General features: G+C 72.9%; 22 protein-coding genes. 13 read left to right on the forward strand and 9 right to left on the reverse strand.

Annotated features, from left to right (window positions below; all coding sequences use genetic code 11):
* Nucleotides 1–18: 18 nt before the first annotated feature.
* From PAI11_RS00155 to PAI11_RS00165, 3 genes are read right to left on the reverse strand one after another with little or no spacing between them, the layout of a single operon-like run.
* Nucleotides 19–426 (reverse strand): VOC family protein, encoded by a 408-nt coding sequence (locus tag PAI11_RS00155; protein WP_007569571.1) that lies wholly within the window; start codon nucleotides 424–426, stop codon nucleotides 19–21.
* Between the two features lie 10 nt (nucleotides 427–436).
* Nucleotides 437–892, reverse strand: coding sequence for a helix-turn-helix transcriptional regulator (locus tag PAI11_RS00160; RefSeq protein ID WP_007569572.1), 456 nt, complete (start codon nucleotides 890–892; stop codon nucleotides 437–439).
* Nucleotides 889–1518 (reverse strand): TetR/AcrR family transcriptional regulator, encoded by a 630-nt coding sequence (locus PAI11_RS00165; protein ID WP_007569574.1) that lies wholly within the window; start codon nucleotides 1516–1518, stop codon nucleotides 889–891. The genes PAI11_RS00160 and PAI11_RS00165 overlap by 4 nt, the downstream gene beginning before the upstream one ends.
* A gap of 71 nt (nucleotides 1519–1589) precedes the next feature.
* On the opposite strand from PAI11_RS00165, the gene PAI11_RS00170 reads away from it, so the two are divergent.
* The 6 genes from PAI11_RS00170 to PAI11_RS00195 are packed head-to-tail and all read left to right on the forward strand — an operon-like array spanning nucleotide 1590 to nucleotide 8254.
* Nucleotides 1590–3644, forward strand: coding sequence for a bifunctional 3-(3-hydroxy-phenyl)propionate/3-hydroxycinnamic acid hydroxylase (locus tag PAI11_RS00170; protein WP_007569575.1), 2055 nt, complete (start codon nucleotides 1590–1592; stop codon nucleotides 3642–3644).
* A gap of 3 nt (nucleotides 3645–3647) precedes the next feature.
* Nucleotides 3648–4661: a VOC family protein gene (locus PAI11_RS00175; RefSeq protein WP_007569576.1), complete on the forward strand. Its 1014-nt coding sequence runs from the start codon at nucleotides 3648–3650 to the stop codon at nucleotides 4659–4661.
* Nucleotides 4658–5476 (forward strand): 2-keto-4-pentenoate hydratase, encoded by an 819-nt coding sequence (locus PAI11_RS00180; protein ID WP_007569577.1) that lies wholly within the window; start codon nucleotides 4658–4660, stop codon nucleotides 5474–5476. The genes PAI11_RS00175 and PAI11_RS00180 overlap by 4 nt, the downstream gene beginning before the upstream one ends.
* The gene (locus PAI11_RS00185; RefSeq protein WP_007569579.1) at nucleotides 5473–6348 is read left to right on the forward strand and encodes an acetaldehyde dehydrogenase (acetylating); all 876 of its coding nucleotides are present in this window, start codon (nucleotides 5473–5475) and stop codon (nucleotides 6346–6348) included. The genes PAI11_RS00180 and PAI11_RS00185 overlap by 4 nt, the downstream gene beginning before the upstream one ends.
* Nucleotides 6345–7376: a 4-hydroxy-2-oxovalerate aldolase gene (gene dmpG, locus PAI11_RS00190; protein WP_007569581.1), complete on the forward strand. Its 1032-nt coding sequence runs from the start codon at nucleotides 6345–6347 to the stop codon at nucleotides 7374–7376. The genes PAI11_RS00185 and dmpG overlap by 4 nt, the downstream gene beginning before the upstream one ends.
* Nucleotides 7373–8254 (forward strand): alpha/beta fold hydrolase, encoded by an 882-nt coding sequence (locus PAI11_RS00195; protein WP_007569583.1) that lies wholly within the window; start codon nucleotides 7373–7375, stop codon nucleotides 8252–8254. The genes dmpG and PAI11_RS00195 overlap by 4 nt, the downstream gene beginning before the upstream one ends.
* Nucleotides 8255–8275: 21 nt before the next feature.
* Here PAI11_RS00195 and PAI11_RS00200 read toward each other — a convergent pair whose 3' ends face one another.
* Nucleotides 8276–10135 (reverse strand): DNA/RNA non-specific endonuclease, encoded by a 1860-nt coding sequence (locus PAI11_RS00200; protein WP_007569586.1) that lies wholly within the window; start codon nucleotides 10133–10135, stop codon nucleotides 8276–8278.
* Between the two features lie 289 nt (nucleotides 10136–10424).
* On the opposite strand from PAI11_RS00200, the gene PAI11_RS00205 reads away from it, so the two are divergent.
* The 3 genes from PAI11_RS00205 to PAI11_RS00215 are packed head-to-tail and all read left to right on the forward strand — an operon-like array spanning nucleotide 10425 to nucleotide 11684.
* Nucleotides 10425–10889 carry an SRPBCC domain-containing protein gene (locus PAI11_RS00205; RefSeq protein WP_007569588.1) on the forward strand — a complete coding sequence of 155 codons (465 nt, stop codon included), beginning with the start codon at nucleotides 10425–10427 and terminating at the stop codon, nucleotides 10887–10889.
* Nucleotides 10886–11248 (forward strand): ArsR/SmtB family transcription factor, encoded by a 363-nt coding sequence (locus PAI11_RS00210; protein WP_007569590.1) that lies wholly within the window; start codon nucleotides 10886–10888, stop codon nucleotides 11246–11248. Before PAI11_RS00205 ends, PAI11_RS00210 begins: the two co-directional genes overlap by 4 nt.
* Entirely contained in the window at nucleotides 11241–11684 is a 444-nt protein-coding gene (locus tag PAI11_RS00215; RefSeq protein WP_007569592.1) for an SRPBCC family protein, read from the forward strand. Before PAI11_RS00210 ends, PAI11_RS00215 begins: the two co-directional genes overlap by 8 nt.
* A 44-nt stretch (nucleotides 11685–11728) precedes the next feature.
* Here PAI11_RS00215 and PAI11_RS00220 read toward each other — a convergent pair whose 3' ends face one another.
* Together PAI11_RS00220 and PAI11_RS00225 are read right to left on the reverse strand one after the other, a co-directional pair.
* Complete coding sequence (locus tag PAI11_RS00220; RefSeq protein ID WP_007569594.1) at nucleotides 11729–12124, reverse strand: tautomerase family protein; 396 nt, start codon at nucleotides 12122–12124, stop codon at nucleotides 11729–11731.
* Nucleotides 12125–12234: 110 nt separating this feature from the next.
* The gene (locus tag PAI11_RS00225) at nucleotides 12235–13131 is read right to left on the reverse strand and encodes a LysR family transcriptional regulator (protein ID WP_007569596.1); all 897 of its coding nucleotides are present in this window, start codon (nucleotides 13129–13131) and stop codon (nucleotides 12235–12237) included.
* A gap of 84 nt (nucleotides 13132–13215) precedes the next feature.
* Here PAI11_RS00225 and PAI11_RS00230 point away from each other — a divergent pair, with 84 nt between their 5' ends.
* The 3 genes from PAI11_RS00230 to PAI11_RS00240 all read left to right on the forward strand — a co-directional run bounded on the left by PAI11_RS00230 (nucleotide 13216) and on the right by PAI11_RS00240 (nucleotide 16787).
* Complete coding sequence (locus PAI11_RS00230; protein ID WP_007569597.1) at nucleotides 13216–14043, forward strand: alpha/beta fold hydrolase; 828 nt, start codon at nucleotides 13216–13218, stop codon at nucleotides 14041–14043.
* Nucleotides 14043–14855 (forward strand): LLM class flavin-dependent oxidoreductase, encoded by an 813-nt coding sequence (locus PAI11_RS00235; protein WP_040597358.1) that lies wholly within the window; start codon nucleotides 14043–14045, stop codon nucleotides 14853–14855. The genes PAI11_RS00230 and PAI11_RS00235 overlap by 1 nt, the downstream gene beginning before the upstream one ends.
* A gap of 183 nt (nucleotides 14856–15038) precedes the next feature.
* Nucleotides 15039–16787: a thioester domain-containing protein gene (locus PAI11_RS00240; protein ID WP_007569601.1), complete on the forward strand. Its 1749-nt coding sequence runs from the start codon at nucleotides 15039–15041 to the stop codon at nucleotides 16785–16787.
* 87 nt (nucleotides 16788–16874) lie between these two features.
* On the opposite strand, the gene PAI11_RS00245 is transcribed toward PAI11_RS00240, so the two are convergent.
* The 3 genes from PAI11_RS00245 to PAI11_RS00255 form a co-directional block, all read right to left on the reverse strand.
* On the reverse strand, nucleotides 16875–18053 hold the full coding sequence (locus PAI11_RS00245; protein WP_050897039.1) for a carboxylesterase family protein: 1179 nt from the start codon (nucleotides 18051–18053) through the stop codon (nucleotides 16875–16877).
* Between the two features lie 283 nt (nucleotides 18054–18336).
* A complete protein-coding gene (locus PAI11_RS00250; protein ID WP_007569605.1) occupies nucleotides 18337–19497 on the reverse strand; it encodes a saccharopine dehydrogenase NADP-binding domain-containing protein in 1161 nt (386 codons plus the stop codon).
* Nucleotides 19494–20108, reverse strand: coding sequence for a nuclear transport factor 2 family protein (locus PAI11_RS00255; RefSeq protein WP_170320662.1), 615 nt, complete (start codon nucleotides 20106–20108; stop codon nucleotides 19494–19496). Before PAI11_RS00255 ends, PAI11_RS00250 begins: the two co-directional genes overlap by 4 nt.
* Here PAI11_RS00255 and PAI11_RS00260 point away from each other — a divergent pair.
* Entirely contained in the window at nucleotides 20082–20654 is a 573-nt protein-coding gene (locus tag PAI11_RS00260) for a winged helix-turn-helix transcriptional regulator (protein ID WP_170320663.1), read from the forward strand. The genes PAI11_RS00255 and PAI11_RS00260 overlap by 27 nt on opposite strands.
* Nucleotides 20655–21040: the final 386 nt, after the last annotated feature.

Here is a 21040-nt window from a genome sequence, read left to right on the forward strand (position 1 = left end):
GCGGCCTTCGCGGTCGGGTCAGCGCGCCTGCTGGATCCGGATCAGGTTGCCCGCGGGATCGCGGAAGGCGCAGTCGCGGACCCCGTACGGCTGGTCGGTCGGTTCCTGGACGACCTCGGCGTCGCTGGCCTGCAGCCGCTCGAAGGCGCCGTCGACGTCGGTGGTCGCCAGGTTGATGCTGGCGAAGGTGCCCTTCGCCATCATCTCGGCGACCGTGCGCTGCTCGTCGTCGGTCAGCCCCGAGGCCTGCGGCGGATAGAGGACGATCGACGTCCCGGGCTGGTTGGCGGGGCCGAGGGTGAGCCAGTGCATCCCGCCGTACTCGACGTCGTTGCGGAGCTCGAAGCCGAGGGCGTCGCGGTAGAAGCCGAGCGAGGCCTGCGGGTCGTCGTGGGGGAGCATGGCCTGGAAGATCGTGATGTCCATGGCGCTCACCCTAGGTGCGGTCCGCGACCGGCGCTTCTCGATTCCTGATCGGTCTGGTGACCCGCTTGGCGACGCACGGCGCCAGGGCGGGATAGGGCTCGAATCCCGCGCCCGCCGCCTCGCGCCGGTAGACGCTGGGCGGCATCCCGACCAGCTCGCTGAAGCGGGTGCTGAAGGTTCCCAGCGACGAGCAGCCGACCTCGAAGCAGACCTCGGTGACGCTCAGCTCGCCGATCCGCAGCAGCGCCATCGCGCGCTCGATCCGGCGCGTCATCAGGTAGCTGTAGGGCGACTCGCCGTAGGCGAGCCGGAACTGGCGGCTCAGGTGCCCGGCCGACATGTGGGCGTCGCGGGCGAGCGCCTCGACGTCCAGCGGCTGCGCGTACTCCCGGTCGATCCGATCGCGGACGCGGCGCAGCCGCGCGAGGTCGCTCAGGCGCGGGGCCGGGGCGGGGCTGCTGGTCACGGGCCAGATCGTGCCACACCGGGCTGGGCGTGGACCGCGATCAGGCTGGTGGGCAGGTGGGCCAGGAGTCGGCCGAGGTCGACGCCGTCGTCCGACCGGGCGGCGATGAACGCGCCGTCGAAGTAGGCCAGCGCGATCCGGGCGAGCTCCTCGGCCTCGGCGCCATCGGCGGCGATGCCGAAGGCGATGGCGGCCTGGGCGGCGAGCTTGCTCTGGGCGGTGTCCCGTACGCGGCCCACGACGGTGCGGACGTCGTGGTCGTCGCCGGTCGGGGGCTGCAGCGCCAGCACGATCAGCAGGCGGAGGAAGTCGGGGTGCTCCTCGAGGGCGTCGGCGGTGATCCTGACGCAGGCCGCCAGGTGCTCCTCGGCGCCGCCGACGCGCTCTCGGGGCAGTTCCAGGTCGCCGAAGAAGCGGACGGCGCCGCGCTCCATGACGGCGAGCAGGACGCCGTTCTTCGACCCGAAGTAGTGGTAGATCGAGCTCAGGGGGATGCCCGACGCCTTGACGAGCGCCGACACCGTCGCGGCCTCGTACCCGTGCTCGGCCATCAGCTGCTCGGCGGCGTCGAGCACCGCCTCGCGCGAGCGGGCGCCGCGCCGGTTCGGGGTCACGTCCGTGGCCATCGCCACAGGGTAGGGCACGCGCAAGGTTTTGTAGTTGACACTCCAAATCATGTTCTGTAGCGTCCGCTCCAATGTTGGAGAACGGGAGCAGCGAGATCCGCGCCGACGTCGTGATCGTCGGCTACGGCCCCGTCGGGGCCACCGCCGCGAACGAGCTCGGGCAGGCCGGCCTCGACGTCGTGGTGGTCGAGCGCGATCCGTCGCCCTATCCGCGAGCGCGGGCGATCTCGACCGACGAGGACGTGCTGCGGTGCTGGCAGCACGTCGGTCTCGCGGACGCGCTGAAGGCCGAGATGCTCGGCGACCGACCGATCGACTTCGTCGACCGCCGCGGCCGCTCGTTCCTCTCGTTCAACCTGCGGTCGCGGGGGAACGGCCACCCGCCCCAGATGTTCATCTACCAGCCGGCGGTCGAGCGGACGATCCGCGCCGGCGTCGAGCGGTTCCCCAACGTGACCGTGCTGCTGGAGCGCGAAGCGGGCGCGGTGCGCCAGTCGTCCGCCGGCGTCGAGCTCGACGTCACCGACCTGCGCGACCGGTCGCGGTGCGTCGTGCGCGCCTCGTTCCTGCTCGCCTGCGACGGCGGCGCGAGCCCGATCCGCACGCAGCTGCAGATCGGGTTCGACGGGACGACGTACGAGGACCCGTGGGTGGTGATCGACACCAAGGTCGAGCGGGAGTGGCCCGAGGTCGACCGCCTGCGGTTCCACTGCGATCCCGAGCGCCCGGCGGTCGACTGCCCGACGCCGCTGGGGCACCACCGCTGGGAGTTCCCGGTCCTGCCGGGCGAGGACCGCGACGAGGTCTCCAGCGAGGCCTACGTCTGGACCCTGCTGGACCGCCACGGCATCACGCCGGAGCACGTCACGATCCTGCGCCGCGCCGTCTACGTGCACCACGTCCGATTCGCGGAGCGCTGGCGCGCGGGTCGGGTCTTCCTGCTCGGCGACGCCGCGCACTGCATGCCACCGTGGATCGGGCAGGGGATGGCGTCCGGCGTACGAGACGCGCACAACCTCTGCTGGAAGCTGGCCGCGGTCGTCCGCGGCGAGGCGCTGCCCGCGCTGCTGGACAGCTACGAGCCGGAGCGCAAGCCCCACGTGCGGGCGGTGACGGCCCGGGCCGTGTTCTTCGGCCGGGTCATCACCGAGCGCCGTCGACCGCTCGCCGTCGCCCGCAACCTCGCGTTCGCCGCCGCGATGCGGGCGCCGGGCATCGGCCCGTACCTCCGCGACGGCGACTGGTTCCCCGACAGCGACGACCGGCGCGGGTTCGTCGACCGCGCCAGCCGCGATGCGCATCCGATCGTCGGCAGGCGGCTGCCGCAGCCGCTCGTCACCCCGAGCGGCGGGGCGGCGCCCGTCCCGCTCGACGACGTGCTCGGCCGCGGGTGGTCGATCCTGTCGCGCAGCCCGCGCCAGCCGGGACCCTGGGACGGCCTGGCCCGGGTCCTGGTCCTCGGTCGCGATCTGGCCGTCGAGGGCCCGCTGCTCGACGACGCCCTCGGCGCGACCGACGCGGTGATCGTGCGCCCCGACCGGACCGTCTTCGCCGCCGCCGCGGCCGGCGAGTCGTTCGCCGCGCCGCCCGCCGAGCTGCGCGGAGCCGGCGGATCGCTGCCGGTCGTCGCGGAGGCCGGTCCCGGCGAGCGGCTGCTGGCGGCCGTGGCCGCGCGTCTCGACGATCGTCGGCTCGAGCTCGCGATCGGCCACCTCCCGGGCCTGGCGGCGATCTTCGGCCAGATGGCCAAGGGGTACGTCCCGCGCGTCGCCAACGGCTTCGTCGGCGAGATCCAGTACGACCTCCGCCGCGCCGGCGGCCGGATCTCGACCTGGACGCTGAAGGTGGCCGGCCAGCGCGCGTTCGCGCGTCGCGGGGCCGCCGCCGACCCGGCGCTGACCGTCCGGATCGCGCTCGCCGACTTCCTGCGGATGGTGGCCGGCGAGCTCGACCAGGTCGAGCTGCTGCGGGCGCGTCGGATCGAGATCGCCGGCGACGGCCTGCTCGCGGCCCGCCTCGGCCCGCTCTTCGGCCGGCCGGCGCCGCCCGACGTCTACGTGGCGCCGCCGACCGTCGATCCGCCGGTCGTGGGTGGCCGGGATCCCATCAACCTCGTGGAGGCCTGACCGATGAACCGCACCGCTCCCGTCTGCAAGCTGGGCCACGTCCAGCTGGCGACCCCCGACATCGACGCCTCGCTGCGGTTCTTCCGCGACCTCGTCGGCCTCGACGTCGTGGGGGAGGACGACGGCCGGGTCTACCTGCGCGCCTGGAACGAGGTCGATCACCACTCGCTCGTCCTGCGCGAGGGGCCGACCGGCGTCGACCACTTCGCGCTGCGCGCCTCGAGCGCCGCCCATCTCGATGCGCTCGCCGTCGATCTGCGGGCCCACGGGATCGCGGTCGACGAGGTCGCCGCCGGCGCGGAGCTCGGCCAGGGCGACGCGATCCGCTTCGTCTCGCCGCAGGGCCACCCGTGGGAGGTCTACTGGGAGATGGCCAAGGGCCGGCAGGACTCGCACCTGCTGAACCAGCGCGGCAAGGCGTACCTGCGCGGCAGCTCGCCGATGCACCTGGACCACATCAACATCGCGTGCGTCGACCCGGCCGCCGGCGAGGCGTTCCTCGCCGACCGCCTCGGCTTCCTGCGTCGCGAGTACGTCCAGCCGACCGACGGTCCCGTCTTCGCCTCGTGGATGTCGGTCACGTCGCAGATCCACGACATCGCGATCGCGATGGACCCGCCGCCCTCGCTGCGCGACGGCCGACTGCACCACATCTCCTACATCCACCAGGACCGCTCGGACGTGCTGCGGGCCGGCGAGATCATGCGCGACGCCGAGGTGCAGATCGACCTCGCGCCGGGCAAGCACGGGATCAGCCAGGCGTTCTTCCTCTACGTCAAGGACCCGGGATCGGGACATCGGGTCGAGCTGTTCGCGGGCGGCATGCACGTCTTCGACCCCGACTGGGAGCCGGTTCGCTGGGACGAGACGAACATCGAGACCGGCATGGTCTGGGTCGGCCCCGACTTCCTGCCGGGATCGGGCGGGCCGATGGACCCGACGACGCCGTGCCTGCCGGAGGCCGATCCCGCCGGCCGGCCGGCCGCGGGGGTCGCCGCCACCGAGGCCGGCCGATGAGCGCGTCGGAGCGGGTCGGGCTCGAGCCCGCGACCCTGCGCGCGATCGCCGAGCTGCTGGCGCGGGCCGAGGGCGACCGCGATCCGATCGCTCCGCCGTCGGCGACCCACCCGGACCTGACCGTCGAGGAGGCCTACGAGATCCAGGCGATCAACGCCCGCGCGCGGGCCGAGGATCCGGCGGCCGCGATCGTCGGCCACAAGATCGGCCTGACCTCGCGGGCGATGCAGGAGATGCTCGGGGTCGACGAGCCCGACTACGGCTGCCTGTACGCCGACCGGGTCCTCGACGGCGGCGCGTCGATCGCCGCGGCCGACCTGATCGCCCCGCGCATCGAGCCGGAGATCGCCTTCGTGCTGGCCGAGCCGCTGGCCACGGCCGACGGGGCGGCGGTGACGGCGCAGGACGTGCTCGCCGCCACCGCCTACGTGGTGCCGTCGATCGAGGTGATCGACAGCCGGATCAGCGACTGGCGGATCACGCTCGTCGACACGATCGCCGACAACGCCAGCTGCGCCCGCGTCGTGCTCGGCGCCACCCGGACGCCGCCGGGCGACGTCGACCTGGCCGCCGCGGCGGTCGACCTGCGCGTCAACGGCGAGTCGCTGCAGCGGGGCGTCGGCAGCGCCGTCCTCGGTCACCCCGCGGAGGCGGTCGCCTGGCTGGCCAACGCGCTCGCCGGCCACGGCGTGACGCTCGCGGCCGGGCAGGTGCTGATGCCGGGCTCGCTGACCGCGGCGGTGCCGTTCGAGCGGGGCGACCACGTGGTCGCCGACTTCGGTCCGCTCGGCGCGGTCGAGGTGCACGGCGCATGAGGGCGACCGCGGCGATCGTCGGGTCGGGCAACATCGGCACCGACCTGCTCCACAAGCTCCGCCGCTCCGCGCACGTCGAGCCGCGCTGGATGATCGGCGTGGACCCCGGGTCGCCCGGGTTGGCTCGCGCTCGCGACCTGGGCGTGATCGCCAGCGCCGAGGGCATCGACTGGCTGCTGGCGCAGGACGAGCTTCCCGACCTGGTCTTCGAGGCGACCGCGGCGAAGGTCCATGCCGCCGCCGCGCCGCGCTACGCCGCCGCCGGCATCCGCGCGATCGACCTGACCCCGGCGGCCGTGGGCCCGTTCGTGGTCCCGGCGGTCAACCTCGACGAGCACCTGGACAAGCCGAACGTGAACATGGTCACCTGCGGCGGCCAGGCGACGGTGCCGATGGTCCACGCCGTGGCGCGGGTGGCGCCGGTGCGCTACGCCGAGATCGTGGCGTCGATCGCGTCGCGCTCCGCCGGACCGGGCACCCGCGCCAGCATCGACGAGTTCACCCGGACGACGTCGCGGGCGATCAGCGAGGTCGGCGGCGCCGGGGAGGGGCGGGCGATCATCGTCCTCAACCCGGCCGAGCCGCCGCTCCTGATGCGGGACACGGTGATCTGCGAGATCGACCCCGACGCCGACCGCGACGCGATCGCTGCCTCGATCGCCGAGATGGCCGGCGAGGTCGCGCGCTACGTACCGGGCTACCGCCTGACGGCGCCGCCGCAGTTCGCGGACGGCCGGGTGACGATCCTGCTCGAGGTCGAGGGCGCCGGCGACTTCCTCGAGCGCTACAGCGGCAACCTCGACATCATGACCGCCGCCGCGACCCGGGTCGGGGAGCGGATCGCGCGGAAGGTCCTGGAGGTGCGGGCATGACGTTCTCCGCCGACCTCGACGTGCGCGTCACCGACAGCTCGCTGCGCGACGGGTCGCACGCGGTCGCCCACCGGTTCACCGTCGAGCAGGTCAGGGCGATGGTGGCCGGCATGGACGCCGCCGGCGTGCCGGTGATCGAGGTGGCCCACGGCGACGGCCTCGGCGGCTCGACGCTGACCTACGGGCGGAGCCTGGTCGACGAGCGGGAGCTGATCGCCGCCGCCGTCGAGACGGCGCGGGCGGCGACGATCGCCAGCCTGATCCTGCCCGGCGTCGGGACCGTCGGGGACATCCGGGCGGCCCGCGACCTCGGCGTCGGACTGCTGCGCGTCGCCACCCATGCGAGCGAGGCGGACATCGCCGCCGAGCACCTCCGGGTCGCCCGCGAGCTCGGCATGGAGACCGCCGGCTTCCTGATGATGAGCCACACGCTGACGCCGGACGCCCTGGCCGCCCAGGCGAGGGTGATGGCGGACGACGGCTGCGAGTGCGTCTACGTCGTGGACTCCGCGGGCGCGATGGTCCTCGACGAGGTCGCCGAGCGCGTCACTGCCGTGGTCCAGGAGCTCGGCGACGACGCCCAGGTCGGCTTCCACGCTCACCGCAACCTCGGGGTGGGCGAGGCCAACAGCCTGGTCGCCGTCCGCGCCGGGGCGGTCCAGATCGACGGATCGCTGCGGGCGTTCGGCGCCGGCTCGGGCAACGCCCAGACCGAGGTCGTGGTGGCGCTGCTCGACCGCGCCGGGCTGCGGACCGGGATCGACGTCGCCGCGCTGCTCGACGTGGCCGAGGACGTGGCCGCGCCGCTGCAGCCGGCGGTGCCGGTCGTCGACCGCGACGCCGTCACGCTCGGGTTGTCGGGGGTCTACTCGAGCTTCCTCGCGCACGCGCGCCGGATCGGCGCCGAGTACGGCGTTCCGGCGCACGAGCTGCTGCGCGACGCGGGGGAGCGCGGCCTGGTCGGCGGCCAGGAGGACCTGCTCGTCGACATCGCCGTCGCCACCACCATCCACCGGAGCACCCCATGACCTCGACCATGCCCCTGTCCGAGCGAACCGTCAGCGCCGGCGGCGAGCAGATCTTCGTCGCCGAGGCCGGCCGCGGCGCGCCCGTCGTGCTCCTGCACGGCGGCGGTCCCGGGGCGTCCGGCCTGTCGAACTACTCGCGCAACGTCGACGCGCTGGCCGAGCGGTTCCGGGTCATCGTGCCCGACCTGCCCGGGTACGGCCGCTCGACCAAGGGCGTCGACCGATCCGATCCCTTCGGCCATCTCGCCGACGCGATCCGCGACCTGCTCGACGCCCTCGGCATCGAGCAGGCGAGCCTCGTCGGCAACTCCTACGGGGGCGCCTGCGCGCTGCGCCTCGCCCTCGACACGCCGGAGCGCGTCTCCAAGCTCGTGCTGATGGGGCCCGGCGGCGTCGGGACCACCCGCGCGCTGCCCACGGAGGGCCTCAGCCACCTGTTCGGCTACTACGGCGGCGACGGCCCCTCGCGCGAGAAGCTCGAGACGTTCATCCGCCAGTACCTGGTCCACGACGGTGCCGCCGTGTCCGATGCGGTGATCGACGAGCGCTACCGGGCCAGCATCGACCCCGAGGTCGTAGCCAGTCCGCCGTTGCGCCGTCCGTCCGGCCTCTTCGCGCTGCGCACCCTCTGGCGCATGGACTTCACGCGCGACCGGCGACTGGCCCGGCTCGCGACCCCGACGCTCGTGATCTGGGGCGCCGAGGACAAGGTGAACCGTCCCAGCGGCGGCTCGGCGCTGGCAAGGACGATGCCGAACTGCCGGCTGCTCGAGGTGCCGAACGCCGGGCACTGGGTGCAGTGGGAGGAGGCCGAGCTCTTCAACGCCGCCGTGATCGAGTTCCTGGGCGGGGGACGAGGCGCGCCGGTCGCTCGCTGAGCCCGACGGCCGTGGCGCGCCTCAGCCCGCCGCGACCTGCGACCGAGCGTCGATCCGGCGCACGGCCGGGCCTCCGACGTCCTCCGGGGCCGGCGGCATGGTGTCCGCCTGGCGCAGCGGGCCGAAGTCGAGCCCGGTCAGCCGCGCCAGGTCGGCGACGGTCACCTGGTAGAGGTTGAACGGCTCCAGGCCGAGCGACTCGAGCTTCGCCTCGAGGTCGTCCTGCGTGAGCTGGAACGCCTTCGCCTTCAGGGTCCCGTCCTCGACGTAGGCGATCAGCTTCCAGAACGAGCGCGGGACCAGCACGTCCCGGTAGGGGAGGTCGTCGGGCTTGAAGATCGGCCCGCCGATCACGTTGACGCGCAGGTCGTCGACGTCGACGTCCTCGAAGATCGCGTTCTCGAGCTCGCCCCACAGCCCCTGCTTGGAGGACTGGTTGAAGTCGTCCAGCTGCGGGGTGATGTTGGTGAAGAAGAACGAGTCGCTGTTCGCCTGTGCGGCGCGGTCGCCCCACAGCAGGTCGGCGCGACGGGCGATGTGGCCGCGGTCGAGCCGGTTGCCCGCGTACAGCTCGTCGCCGACCTGGTGCTTGGCGTCGTACTGCGGGTCCAGCACGAACTTCTGATCCTTGCGGGACAGCTGCTGCATCCGGGCGCCGTCGATGTTCCACGCCACCCAGCGGCAGAAGCGACGCTTCTTGCTCATCGCCAGCGAGAAGTGCGTGTAGTCGCGAACCACGGACCCGGAGGTCGTCGGGGCGTAGTCGCGCTTGACCGTCGCGGTCGGCTTCGGGAGCGGGACCGCGTGGCCCGGCAGGAAAGCGGGGTCGTAGCCCGCGGCGGCATCGACCACCGGCCGCCGCTCGGCGTCGGCGACCCCCTCGGGTGCCGCGATCGGGGCGATCTCGAGCTTCTCGAAGACCGCCGAGGCGTAGCACGCGACCGCGTACTCGGCCGGTTCGACGGTCTCCCCGGCGAAGTGCAGGCCGAGCAGCATCTCGCTCGCCGCGCCCGCGTCGTCGACGGCCATCCAGGCCGAGCCGGAATCGCCGCCCATCGAGATCTCGCCGTTCGGCGGCTCGTGGTCGGGATCGACGCCGATCTCGAAGCCCCCGATCCGCTGCTCGCCCCGCGCCCCGTAGACGAGCTTCGTGATCGTGTGGATCCGGGTCACCGTGCCGTAGGTGACGTCGGTCGTCCGGCCGGACTTGACGACCACGTCGCCCAGCTCCGGCTCCCCGATCCGGCGGACCGCGACGCCCAGGCCCAGGATCCGCTCGTCGGCGCGGCGGTGCTCGACGCTGGCGATCGCGCAGTCGCCGGCCAGCCCCAGGAAGCTCCGGATCAGCGTGCCGCAGCCGTTGGCGGCGATCCGGTTGTCGTCGTAGGGCCCCGGCTGGACGATCGGATCGCCGATACGCCCCGCGTCGCCGTGCAGGACGTGCCAGTTGGAGAGGATCCGCACCGCCCCGGTGGCGGGCTCGGACACCAGGCAGCCCAGCGTGCCGGCGCTGACCCGGGCGTTGGCCACGCTGACGCCGGGCACCAGCGGGTCGACGCGCGCCTTGCGCTCGGCCTTGGCCTCGAGCGCCACCGCGGCCGGGTGCTGCTCGAACGTCCGCTCGACCACGTCGGTCGCGAAGGTGACGCCGTTGGCGGTGATCGACGCCGGGATCGGCCGGGTCGCGACCGCCTCGAGGCCCTCCGGCGCGAGCTTGACGCCGACGGTGAACTGCAACGCCAGGGTGTCGGTCCGCTCGCCGCCCTCGACCTTGTAGCCGACCCCGACCGACGTGATGTTCGGATCGGGCAGGTACTGGTCGGCCACCTGCCGGACCGCTGCCTGCAGCCGCTGCCTGTCCTTCAGATCCCGCTTGCGCATCGTCCCGCTCCTGCCGTGGGTGAGGGGTCGCTCCGATCACACCGCGACGTGACCCGGCGCCGCGTGAAGATTCCGCCGCCGTGGCCAACGTAGGCCGCGGCGCCGCCGATGGCGTCGTGGCCCCCACCACGACATTTCGCGACCGGTTCCGCGAGCCGCTCGCCGGCCGCGTCGTGGCGGGCGGGCGGGCGGGCGGGGGAGCGGGACCGATGCGCAACGAATGGTTGCGTCTTGGCGGTGGGCCCGCTAGGTTGACGTGCAACCAAACGTTGCGCGTAGGAGCATCGCCGTGGAGCACGGAACCATCGAACGGGAACTGCACATCGACGCCTCGCCCGAGGTCGTGTTCGACGTGATCAGCAGCCCGGAGCACATCAGGGACTGGTGGAACGCCGAGACCGAGCTCGAGCCGACGGCCGGCTCGACCGGCGAGCTGACCTGGCGGGACGAGGCGGGGGAGAGGACCAACGTGGTCCCGATCACCGTGATCGACGCCGAGCCGCCGCACCGCTTCTCGTTCCGCTGGACGCAGGACCCGGGACAGCCGCCGACGGCCTCGAACTCGCTGCTCGTGACCTTCGAGCTGGCGCCGGTCGGTGCCGGCACCGTGCTGCGGCTGACCGAGACCGGGTTCCGCGAGCGGGGGTGGGAGATCGCGAAGCTCGAGGAGGTCTACCAGGAGCACGTCCGGGGCTGGGACTTCTACCTGCCGCGGATCGCCGAGCGCGCCGCCCGGGAGGTGCCGGCGCCATGACCGTGGTGATCGACGACGACCTCTGGTCGGCCGTCGGCGACCCGACCCGCCGCCGCATGCTCGACCAGCTGCTCGTCGACGGCGGCGGCACCGCGACGAGCCTCAGCGACCACCTGCCGGTGACTCGTCAGGCCGTCTCCAAGCACCTCGACGTGCTCGGCCGCGCGGGGCTCGTCCACGCGACGGCGGTCGGGCGCGAGCGGCGCTACCGCGTCGACGACGCCCAGCTCGCCCGCGCGGTCGCCCAGCTGTCCGCCGTCGGCGCGACCTGGGACGCCCGGCTGCGCCGCATCAAGACGATCGCCGAGGCGATCCAGCAATCGCAACTCCCCAAGACCGAAGGACGCGACCATGCCTGACATCCTCCATCGCATCGGGACCACGACGACGCCGGACAAGGTCTACGACGCGCTCACCACCGTCGACGGCCTGGCCGCCTGGTGGACCGCCGACACTCACGGCGACGCCGCGCCCGGCGGCACGATCCGGTTCCGCTTCGGCGACGCCGGCGGGTTCGACATGAAGGTCGTCGACCAGCGCCCGAACGAGCGGGTCGCGTGGGAGGTGACCGACGGGCCGGAGGAGTGGATCGGCACCCACGTCAGCTTCGACCTCGCCCAGGAGGACGGCTACACGATCGTGCTGTTCAAGCACGAGGGCTGGCGCGAGCCGGTCGACTTCATGTCCCACTGCAGCACCAAGTGGGCGACCTTCCTGATGAGCATGAAGCAGCTCGTCGAGACCGGCGCCGGCGCGCCGCACCCCGAGGACGTCCAGATCAGCAACTGGCACTGAGCGACTCGTCGCCCTCGGCCTCGGCCGTCCGGGCGGCGGCGCGGTCAGACCTCGACCTCGAACCCGAGGTCGACGTCGCACGCCGCGCGGCCGCCGCGGATGCCCCAGTTCTCGGTGGCGATCTCGCGGAGGGTGATCGCCACGTCGCCGCGCGGGATGCCGAGGGCGGCCAGCCGGCCGACGATCCCCGCGTAGAGCTGCCGCTTGGCCTCGAGCGAGCGTCCGGCGAAGCAGTCGATGGTCACGAGCGTGTAGGCGTCGGGGTTCGCCTGGTTCGGCGAGCACGCGAACCGGTGCGGCTCGTGGACGACGAGGCGCACGTGCTTGTCCTCGGCCGGGATCCGGAAGGCGGCCACGAGCGCGTCGTGGACCGCGTCGATCATGGCCACCTCGTCGGCCGGCGAGTACTGGCGGCGCACCTCGATCAGGACGGTCGGCATGCGGCAATCGTGCCGGCGAACGGCTCGGGCGTGGTAATGCGCTCTTGGCATGCCCGGCATGTCGGCCCGCGGAGGGGAGCGCGTCCCGGCCTCGACCTCGTCGACCTCCTCTAGGACGACGCGGTCGACGTGGCCTGCCGGGGAGCGGCGGTCAGCGCGCCCCGTCGCGCGATCGCGATCGCGTGCGCGGCCAGCGGCGAGTGGGTCCGGCCGGCCTGCCACAGCAGGTAGATCTCCCGCGCCGGCAGACCGGGCTCGAGCGGGTGGATGCTGAGATCCTGGTCGTCGGTGACGGCAAGGCGCGGCATGACCGCGGCGCCGAGGCCGGCGCGGACCATCGCCAGCAGCGCCTCGTTGCCGACCGTGCGGAAGACGAAGCGCGGGCGGATGCCCTCGGCGTCGAGCGCCGCCTCGACCCTGGCCTGATCGCAGATCGCCGGATGCGCCACCAGCGGCAGTCCGTCGAGCTGCCGCAGGCGCACCGTCCCGGCCTCGAAGTCCCCGGGCCGGGCGACCAGGACGTGCGGATCCTCGGCCAGCTTGAGCCGCTCGACGTCGTCGTCGCCGGGGCCGTCGAAGAACATCAGGTCCAGCTCGCTCAGATCCGGCACGTCGGTCTCCTCCTCGAGCAGCCGGATGTCGCAGCCGGGGTGCGCGTCGCGCAGCTCGCGGATCAGCGGCGGGAGGAGCAGGTTGGTCGCGGTCTGGAAGGTGCCGATGTCGATCCGTCCGTCGCCGGCGCGGAAGCGCTCGACGGCGTCCGTCATCGCCCGTGCCCGGCCGAGCAGCTCGCGACCGTGGTCGAGCACGACGACGCCCAGCGGCGTCAGCTGGACCGGTCGCGGACCGCCGGGGCGATCGAAGAGCGGACCACCGGCGGTCCGCTCGAGGGCGGCGATCTGCTGGCTCACGCTCGACTGCGCGTAGCCGAGCGCCGTCGCAGCCCGGCCGAACGTGCCGTGATCTGCGACGGCGATCAGCGTGGCAAGGTGGCGCAGCTCGTACACGGGTCAAGTCTATCGCTTAACATGATCGATAGGATCGGAAGCAATCGCTTTTCATGAACGGCACGGCGCTCTAGCGTCGCTCACATGACGACGGAGCAGCTGTTTCAGGCAGGCGGCGTGGAGTTGTGCGCGGAGACGTTCGGCGACCCGGCGGACCCGGCGGTGCTGCTGATCCACGGCGCCTCGGCGTCGATGCTGTGGTGGGACGCCCGCCTCTGCGCCAGGCTGGCCGACCGCGGCCGGTACGTGATCCGCTACGACCAGCGCGACACCGGCCGCTCGACGACCTATCCGCCCGGCCGGCCGGAGTACGCGATGAGCGACCTGGCCGCGGACGCGGTCGCGCTGCTCGACGCGCTCGGCGTCGAGCGCGCGCACGTGGTCGCGCAGTCGATGTCGGGCGGCATTGGCCTGATCCTCGGCGTCGATCACGCTCCCCGGGTCGCGTCCCTGACCTTCGTGGCGACGTCGACCGGCGATGCCTCGCTGCCGCCGTCCTCCGACGAGCTGCCGCGGTTCGAGCCGCCGGACTTCGCTGATCCGGCCGCGCTCGAGGAGTACGTCGTCCGGGCGATGGAGGCCGAGGCGGGGGAGTCCTTCGACGAGGTCGCGGCGCGGTCGCTGGTCCGGCGGGACATCGCGCGAGCGACGGACTACGAGTCGTCGCTCACCAACCACTACGCGATGGAGTTCGACGGGCCCCGGGGCGGCGGCTTCGGCGACCTGGCCGTGCCGGTGCTGGCGGTGCACGGAGATCGGGATCCGATCTTCCCGCTGGAGCACGGCGAGGCGATCCGGGACGCGGTGCCCGACGGGAGGCTGGTGGTGCTCCGCGGCGCCGGGCACGAGCTGCCGGAGCGCTCGTGGGACGCGTTCGTCGACGCGCTGGTCGAGCACACCGGGGCGAGCTGATGCGGGCCGCCGTGTGGGTGCCGTTGTTCGACGAGTTGGCGGACCCGTCGGTGGTCGCGCGGCTGGCGGCGACGGCGGAGGAGGCCGGCTGGGACGGGCTGTTCGTCTGGGATCACCTGTGGTGGCGGGAACCGGTCGAGGCGGTGGGGGACCCGTGCGTCACCCTGGCGGCGGTGGCCTGCGCGACCGAGCGCCTGCGGATCGGGCCGATGGTGACGCCGGTGGCGCGACGGCGACCGGCGAAGCTGCTGCGCGAGACGGCGGCCCTGGACGTGCTGAGTCGCGGGCGGCTGACATTGGGGGTCGGATTGGGGAGCGATCGCTTCGCGGGGGAGTTCTCGCGCTCCGGCGAGGCCGTCGACGATCGCGTCCGGGCCGAGCAGCTGGACGAGTCGCTGCAGATCCTGACCGCCGGCTGGAGCGGCGAGCCGGTCGTTCATCGGGGTCGTCACCACCGCGTGGACGACGTCCGGTTCCTGCCGCGGCCGGCGCAGGGCAGCGTGCCGATCTGGGTGGCCGGGTTCCCCGGCAAGCGCCGGCCGCTGCGGCGGGCGACCCGCTACGACGGATTCTTCCCGGTCAACCTGGCCTCGCCGGACGAGCTGGCCGCCGCCACCGGCCAGCTCCGGGCCGCCTTCGATCAGGGCGGCCGGCTGCCGACGGGCTTCGACGTCGTCGTCGCCCTGGAGCCGCACGTGGATCCGCGGCCGTACGAGGACGCCGGCGCGACGTGGTGCCTGACCGACCTCGATCCCGCGACCCTGCGGCTGGCCGACGTGCGCGCGCTGGTCGAGGCCGGGCCGCAGCGGTGAGGCTCGCCGGCCGCGTCCGCGCCACGCCACCGCCGAGGGCAAGGCGGTCTTCAAGGCGGCGCTGCAGGCTGACGCGCCCCGGGCCCGGTCGGTGCTCTCCCTCGACTGAGATCGCTTCACCGGCGCTTCATGTTGCGCCGGGCAGACTGCTCCTCGCTCCGTCGCCCACGAAGGACCTCCACGATGCTCAGCTTCCCCTCGTCGATCGGCCACACGATGATCCGTCGCGGCGTCGTGCCGATCGCGCTCGTGCTGCTGGCGGTCGTGGCCTCGCGCGCGGACGCGGCGGCCGTCTTCTTCCCGGGCCCAGTCGCGCCGCCGACCCAGGTCGCGCGCGAGATGACGCTGCAGCAGGCGGCGCAGGCGGGGGTGGTGCAGCTGTCCGCCAAGGGCGGCTACAACGGCGACGCGGTCAAGGTCGAGGTCAAGGCGAACAAGCGGGTCAAGAAGGTGCCCGTGGTGCTGACGGTGCGCGTCGAGTGGCACGTGCCCGAGCCCCCGCCCGGCACCGATCCGTCGGTCCGCGAGCTGACCTACAAGCTGATCCGCGAGAAGATGGCCGCGACCGAGGCCGACTTCAACGGCAAGGGCTACAAGACGCGCACGGGCGACCCGTTCCGGCTCAGGATCGACTACCGCTTCCGGCTGGCGACCGAGCCACCCGCGGTCGGCTACCACCAGGCCGAGCTGCTGAACCCGCGCAACATCAGGCCGCCGCTGGCGAACCCGGACGGCTTCCGCGCGAGCGCCGGCCGCGGGGTCCCGAACGGCTACGGCGACGTCAAGGAGGTCACCTTCGGCAGCAACGACTTCCAGCCGTCCGGGATCACCCACGAGTTCCTGCACCTGTCCGGGATCGCCGACCAGTACGAGGACACCTACACCGTCGGCGGCAAGACCTACGGGCTGCCCGTGCAGGACCCGACGGAGGCGCAGCTGACGGCGTTTCGCAAGTCCTTCACGCCGCCGTTGAAGAGCGGTGGCAAGCTCGGGGTCCGCAACCTCAAGACGGCCGGCAAGTGCGACATCATGGGCAAGGACACCGACGAGCCGTGCCACCGCGTGCGCCAGGCCGACATCGACTGGCTCGCAGGCCAGGCAGGGGTCCAGGTGACCGCGCTTCCGGGCGACGTGCTGCTCAACAAGGACGAGGGCGGCCAGGACATGGGGGTCGGGTTCACGTCGATCGTGTTCGCCACGCCGGGCTCGACGACGACCGCCGACGGGCTCACCGTCTACTGCCTCGACCACGACAAGACCTTCCCGCTCGGCATCGGCGAGACGTTCGACGTCGCGCCGGCGTCGGGCGCGGTTCCCGGGTACGAGAGCGTGGCGAAGCTGCTGGCGCTATCGGGCGAGCTCACGACCGGGCTCGACGAGGTGCCCAACGGCATGCAGACCGCGATCTGGAACGTCACCGACGGTGCGCCGCTCGCGACCGGCGGCTACGAGGACGAGGCGCGAGCGCTGCTCGCGCGGGCCGGAGTCGCGGAGGACGGCAACCCGGGCGGGGTGCCCGATCTCGCCGACGCGAACGGGTCGTCGCCGACGACGGTCGCCGTCGGCGTCGACGGAGCGGTGCTCCCGCAGGCGGAGTCCGAGCCGATCACCGCCGCGCCGTCGCCGATCCGGGTCACCAGGACCGTGCTCTACCCGAGCCGGGTCCGCGCGCGCCGGCGAGCGCGAGCCCAGCTGCTCGTGGTCGCCGCCGGCGGGGTCCGCTCGATGAAGCTCGGGCTGGAGCGCAAGCGCGGGCGCCGCTGGAAGGCGGTCCGGTCTCTCGGGACCAAGCGCTTCGACGGCGCGGCGGGCAGTCAGGCCGCCAACCTCTCGCTCGGCCGGCTCAGCCGCGGCCACTACCGGATCGCGGCCCGGCTGACGACGGCGACCGGCGCGACGGCGACGACGAGGGCTGCCCTCGACGTCCGCTGACGCGTTGCCGACCTCGACCTGGTCGGGGAGCGTCGATTGCCACGGAACCGCGACCGCCGTTCTCGCAGGCCGGGGACGGCTCGTGGCTCACTCGATCGCGAGTGGCCACCGCCCCAGGTCGCGGTCGTCCGGGGTGCCGGTGCGGGCGAAGGCCGCCCAGGCGCGGCGTGTCGCCTTCCCGAGCTCCTCGACCTCGCTCCACGGCACGTCACCGAGCATCGGCGCGGCCCGCCAGCTGCGCTCGTCGCCGAGCAGCAGCGGCAACTCGACGCAGTGCGTAGCGCCGAACGGCGAGCCGGCAGGCCGCCAGTCGACCCGGTAGGAGAGCACCCGCGATCCGGCCGCCGCCAGCTGTGCGCGAAACCGCGCGGACGGCTCGCCGAACAGGGCCTCCGTCAGCTCTGCCGCGGCAGCGAGCGGGATCCCGAACGCCGTGGCCTCGTCGGTCGTGCATCCGCACAGCACGTCCCGGCCATCGGCACCCGCGACCAACGCCCGGTCGATGTCGGCGGCCACCGGATGCACGCCCGCGATCGGCGCGAAGGGGACGTCCAGCGGTGATCTGCTGCGGCGCGCGGCTGCCGCGCGTGCCGTCGCCTCGAGAAGCCCGGCGGGCGTTGCGCCGCGAGGATCGGCGCCCAGGTGCCGGGCCACCGCCTGGCCGAACGCGGCCGCCTGATCGGGGGTGTGGCGGGCGCCCACCGGCGCGCTCTGCACGATCGCGCGGTGGAAGAGCCCCCGCGTCTGCGCCATCCCCAGCAAGAGCGCGACCGAGAGGCCGCCGGCCGACTGGCCGAAGACCGTCACGTTCTCCGGGTCCCCGCCGTACGCGGCGATGTGCCTGCGCACCCAGCGCAGCGCCTCGAGCTGGTCGAGCAGCCCCAGGTTGCCCTCGCTCACGCCGTCGAGCCGCAGGAACCCGAAGACGCCGAGGCGGTAGTTGACGCTGACCACCACGACGTCCTGCTCGGTGGTGAGCCGGCCGCCGTCGTACCAGGCCTGCAATCCGCCGCCGGTGAGGAAAGCGCCGCCGTGCAGCCACACCATGACCGGGCGCCGGTGGTCGTCGCACGCTGGCGTGGTGATCGACAGGTTGAGGCAGTCGTCGTCCTGCGGAAGTCGCGGATCGGGCGATCCCATGACCGATTCCAAGCGCGAGGGCGCCTGGGGGCAGATGGCCCCGGTCGAGGAGCGGTCGTCTGCGACGGGCCGCGGCGCCCCGAATCGGTCGGCGGTGGCGTACCGGATCGGTCCGCTGCGTCTCATGCGCCCATGCTCCTCCCGCGTTGTCGGGAGCGCGTCGCGATGGCGTCGAGCACGCGTTCGGCGCGTCGGTTCTGGCGTGCCGGGCCGTCAGCTCGGAGGGCCAAGCGCCACGCGGTCCTGGGCGCGCCGGCCAGCAGCCGCAGCGCCGCGCGCGGGTTGGTCGGCGGCTGGACGTTGCGGTGGGTGTAGAGCAGGTGACGCTCGACGCGGCCCCGAGCGCCGAAGCGCCACCGTCGCCATCCGGTGTCGATCGTCGACGCGACGCAGCGCCCGACGGCTCGGGCTAGGCGCTCGATCCCGTGCCGGTGTCTCGTGCGGTGGGCGTGGTGCTCGTCGGGCCGGTCACCGCGTACGTGATGCCGTGCTCGCTGAGCGCGTCGAGGAACGTCGTCGGGTCGACGACCTCGGCGGCGGCGAGCGGGCCGGCGGCGGCGAAGTCGTCCTGCGTCGTTCGCGCGGCGATGCCGGCGGCGATCGGGGCGGAGCAGTCGAAGATCCCCGTACCCGACACGTGCGCCGAGCGGCGCGTGCCCGCGGTGCCCAGCTCGACGAGGATGTCGAAGCTCGTCGGATCGTCGCCGCTGCGCGCGGTCGATCCCCGCAGCATGCGGGTCGCCAACCTTCGGACGGGACGACGCATCGGTGAGCGCTCCGTGACGGACGCCAATCGCGCGAGCAGGGGGACCGCCGGTCCGAGCGGGGGCGGGACCATGGTCGCGGTCGTCATCGAGGTCGTGAGCCGCTGGACGTCGACGTGACGCGGGATCGTCAGGATCTCCGGTGCGGGATAGGTCGCGACCCGCTCGTCGCCCTGGGGGAAGCGCACGCTCCTGGTGGTCGGGGCGCGGCGCGTCACGAAGCCTGCGTCGTACTGGAGCATGGGCCGTCCGAGTCCTTCGAGCCAGTTGTCCAGGGAGACGCCGGAGGGTTGCCACCCGGTGATGCGGTAGCTGATGTCGACCGTCTCCAGCGTCCCGTGACCGCGGGCGGCCAGCGACACGATCAGGTCAGCGAGCGTGGCGTAGAACGCGCTGGCGGGAAGCAGCGCCGTTCCGCGGGCGGCCGCCTCGTCGCCGAGCTCGTCGAAGAGGCGGGCGATCGCCGCCTGATCGCTGCTGATGTCGACGTAGTGGCAGCCGCTCGCGACGGCGGCGCGCGCAACGGGGTTCTCCGGTCGGGCGAAGGCGACGGCCGCGTTGACGACCGTGCGCACCCGCGTGCAGACGGCCTCGAGCCGCTCGCGATCGTCGAGGTCGACGATCGCGATCTCGACGTCTCCATCGAGGTCGCGGGCGAGGTTTTCGAGCGCGCCGCGCGTGCGGCCCGCGATGACGACGTCATGTCCGTCGTGCACGAGCTTGCGGGCGATCCGCTCACCGGTATAGCCGGTCGCGCCGTAGACGGCGATCGCCGGACGTCGGGCGGGGCAGGGGGAGTGGGTCATGCGTGGCTCCGGCGCGCGTGCTTGAGCGCGACGACCGCGGTGCGCGGCGCGAACAGGAGGATCCGAAGCCGCGCCAGCGTCGACGTCGCCGGCCGTACGTCGAGATAGCCGTACGTCTGCTGTCGGGCGACCCGGCCGTCCTGGAAGCCCCAGATCTCGGTCCCGAACTGACGCTCGTCGCCGTCGAAGCCGCCGCGCCAGCTCAACACGATCGTGCTGGCGTCCGCGCACTCGACCCGCTTTCGGACTCGTAGCCCTCGCTCGCGCCAGATTCGCGCGTTCGCGATGACCATTCGTCGGATCTCCGCTGCGCCTTCGTGGAGCTCGCGGGCACCGTCGATGATCGACTCCACGACCGCGTCCTCGCGGTACAGCGCGAGCCAGGCATCGACCAGGACCTCGTTGGTGATGCGCTCGACCAGCGCCGCGAAGGCGTCCGGATCGGCAGGCGCGGTCGCACGAGTATCATTCATGAATCGCACCCTAGCACTATAGAATTCTGAACTAAGCCCATGAAGCGTCGCGTCTACAACCAGTACTGCGGGCTCGCTGCAGCTCTCGACCTGCTCGGCGAGCGCTGGACGTTGCTGATCATCCGCAACCTGCTCCACGGCCCGAAGCGGTTCACCGACCTCGAGAAGGGGCTTCCCGGCATCGGCGGGAACCTGCTGACCCAACGACTCCGACACCTGGGATCCGCGGGGCTGGTCGAGCGCGTCACGCTCGCGCCGCCCGCGGCGTCGGTGGTGTACCAGCTCACCGCGGACGGTCGGGGCCTGCACCAACCGCTGATCGAGCTGACGCGCTGGGGGCTCGGCCGGCAGCCGCCGATCGACAACGCGACGACGATCGACGCGACCTGGATCATGTTGGGGCTCGAAGCGCGCTTCGAGCCGGAAGGCAGCGCCGACCTCGGCGGCGTCTACGAGCTGCGGATCGACGACGCGGCGCACCGACTGGAGGTCCGCGACGAGACTCTGACCATCCGCGCCGGCCACGCCGACGACCCGTTGGCGACAGTTGCGACGAGCGCGTCGACGATCGCGGCGCTCAACGAAGGCCGCGACACGCTGCACGATGCCGTCGCCGCGCAGCGCCTCGTCGTCAGCGGCGATGTCGAGCGCGCCGTACGGCTGGCTCGCGCGTTCGGCCTCTGACGAAGAGACTCGATCACGCAAGCCGGGGCTGCTTGCGACAACTCCTCGGGTGGCGTTGTCCGCCCGCAGGCACGAGCGCCGGGAGCAGGGCCGATCTCGTAGCGAGTTTCCATAAGATCGATTATCGAGCGCAGAACCGAAAGTGCCGATCCCAACAGGGGATCCGCGCCCAAGCGATAATTCCTACCGCGCAGTAGGAAGCCGTCGGCGCCGAGCCGCCGACGCTGCCCGATCGGCCGGCTCGCAGTCCGGGCAGACGTGGCGGCCAGCGACCGCCGGAGCGCCCCAGCCAGCCGGCAATGACGGACGAATGTTCGACCGCGACGGGAAGATCTGCTCGCAGTAGTCGCACCGCACGCGCGGGTGCTCGCCCGGCCTCGTGTCGA

It is taken from the genome of Patulibacter medicamentivorans (genome assembly GCF_000240225.1).
Taxonomy (GTDB): domain Bacteria; phylum Actinomycetota; class Thermoleophilia; order Solirubrobacterales; family Solirubrobacteraceae; genus Patulibacter; species Patulibacter medicamentivorans.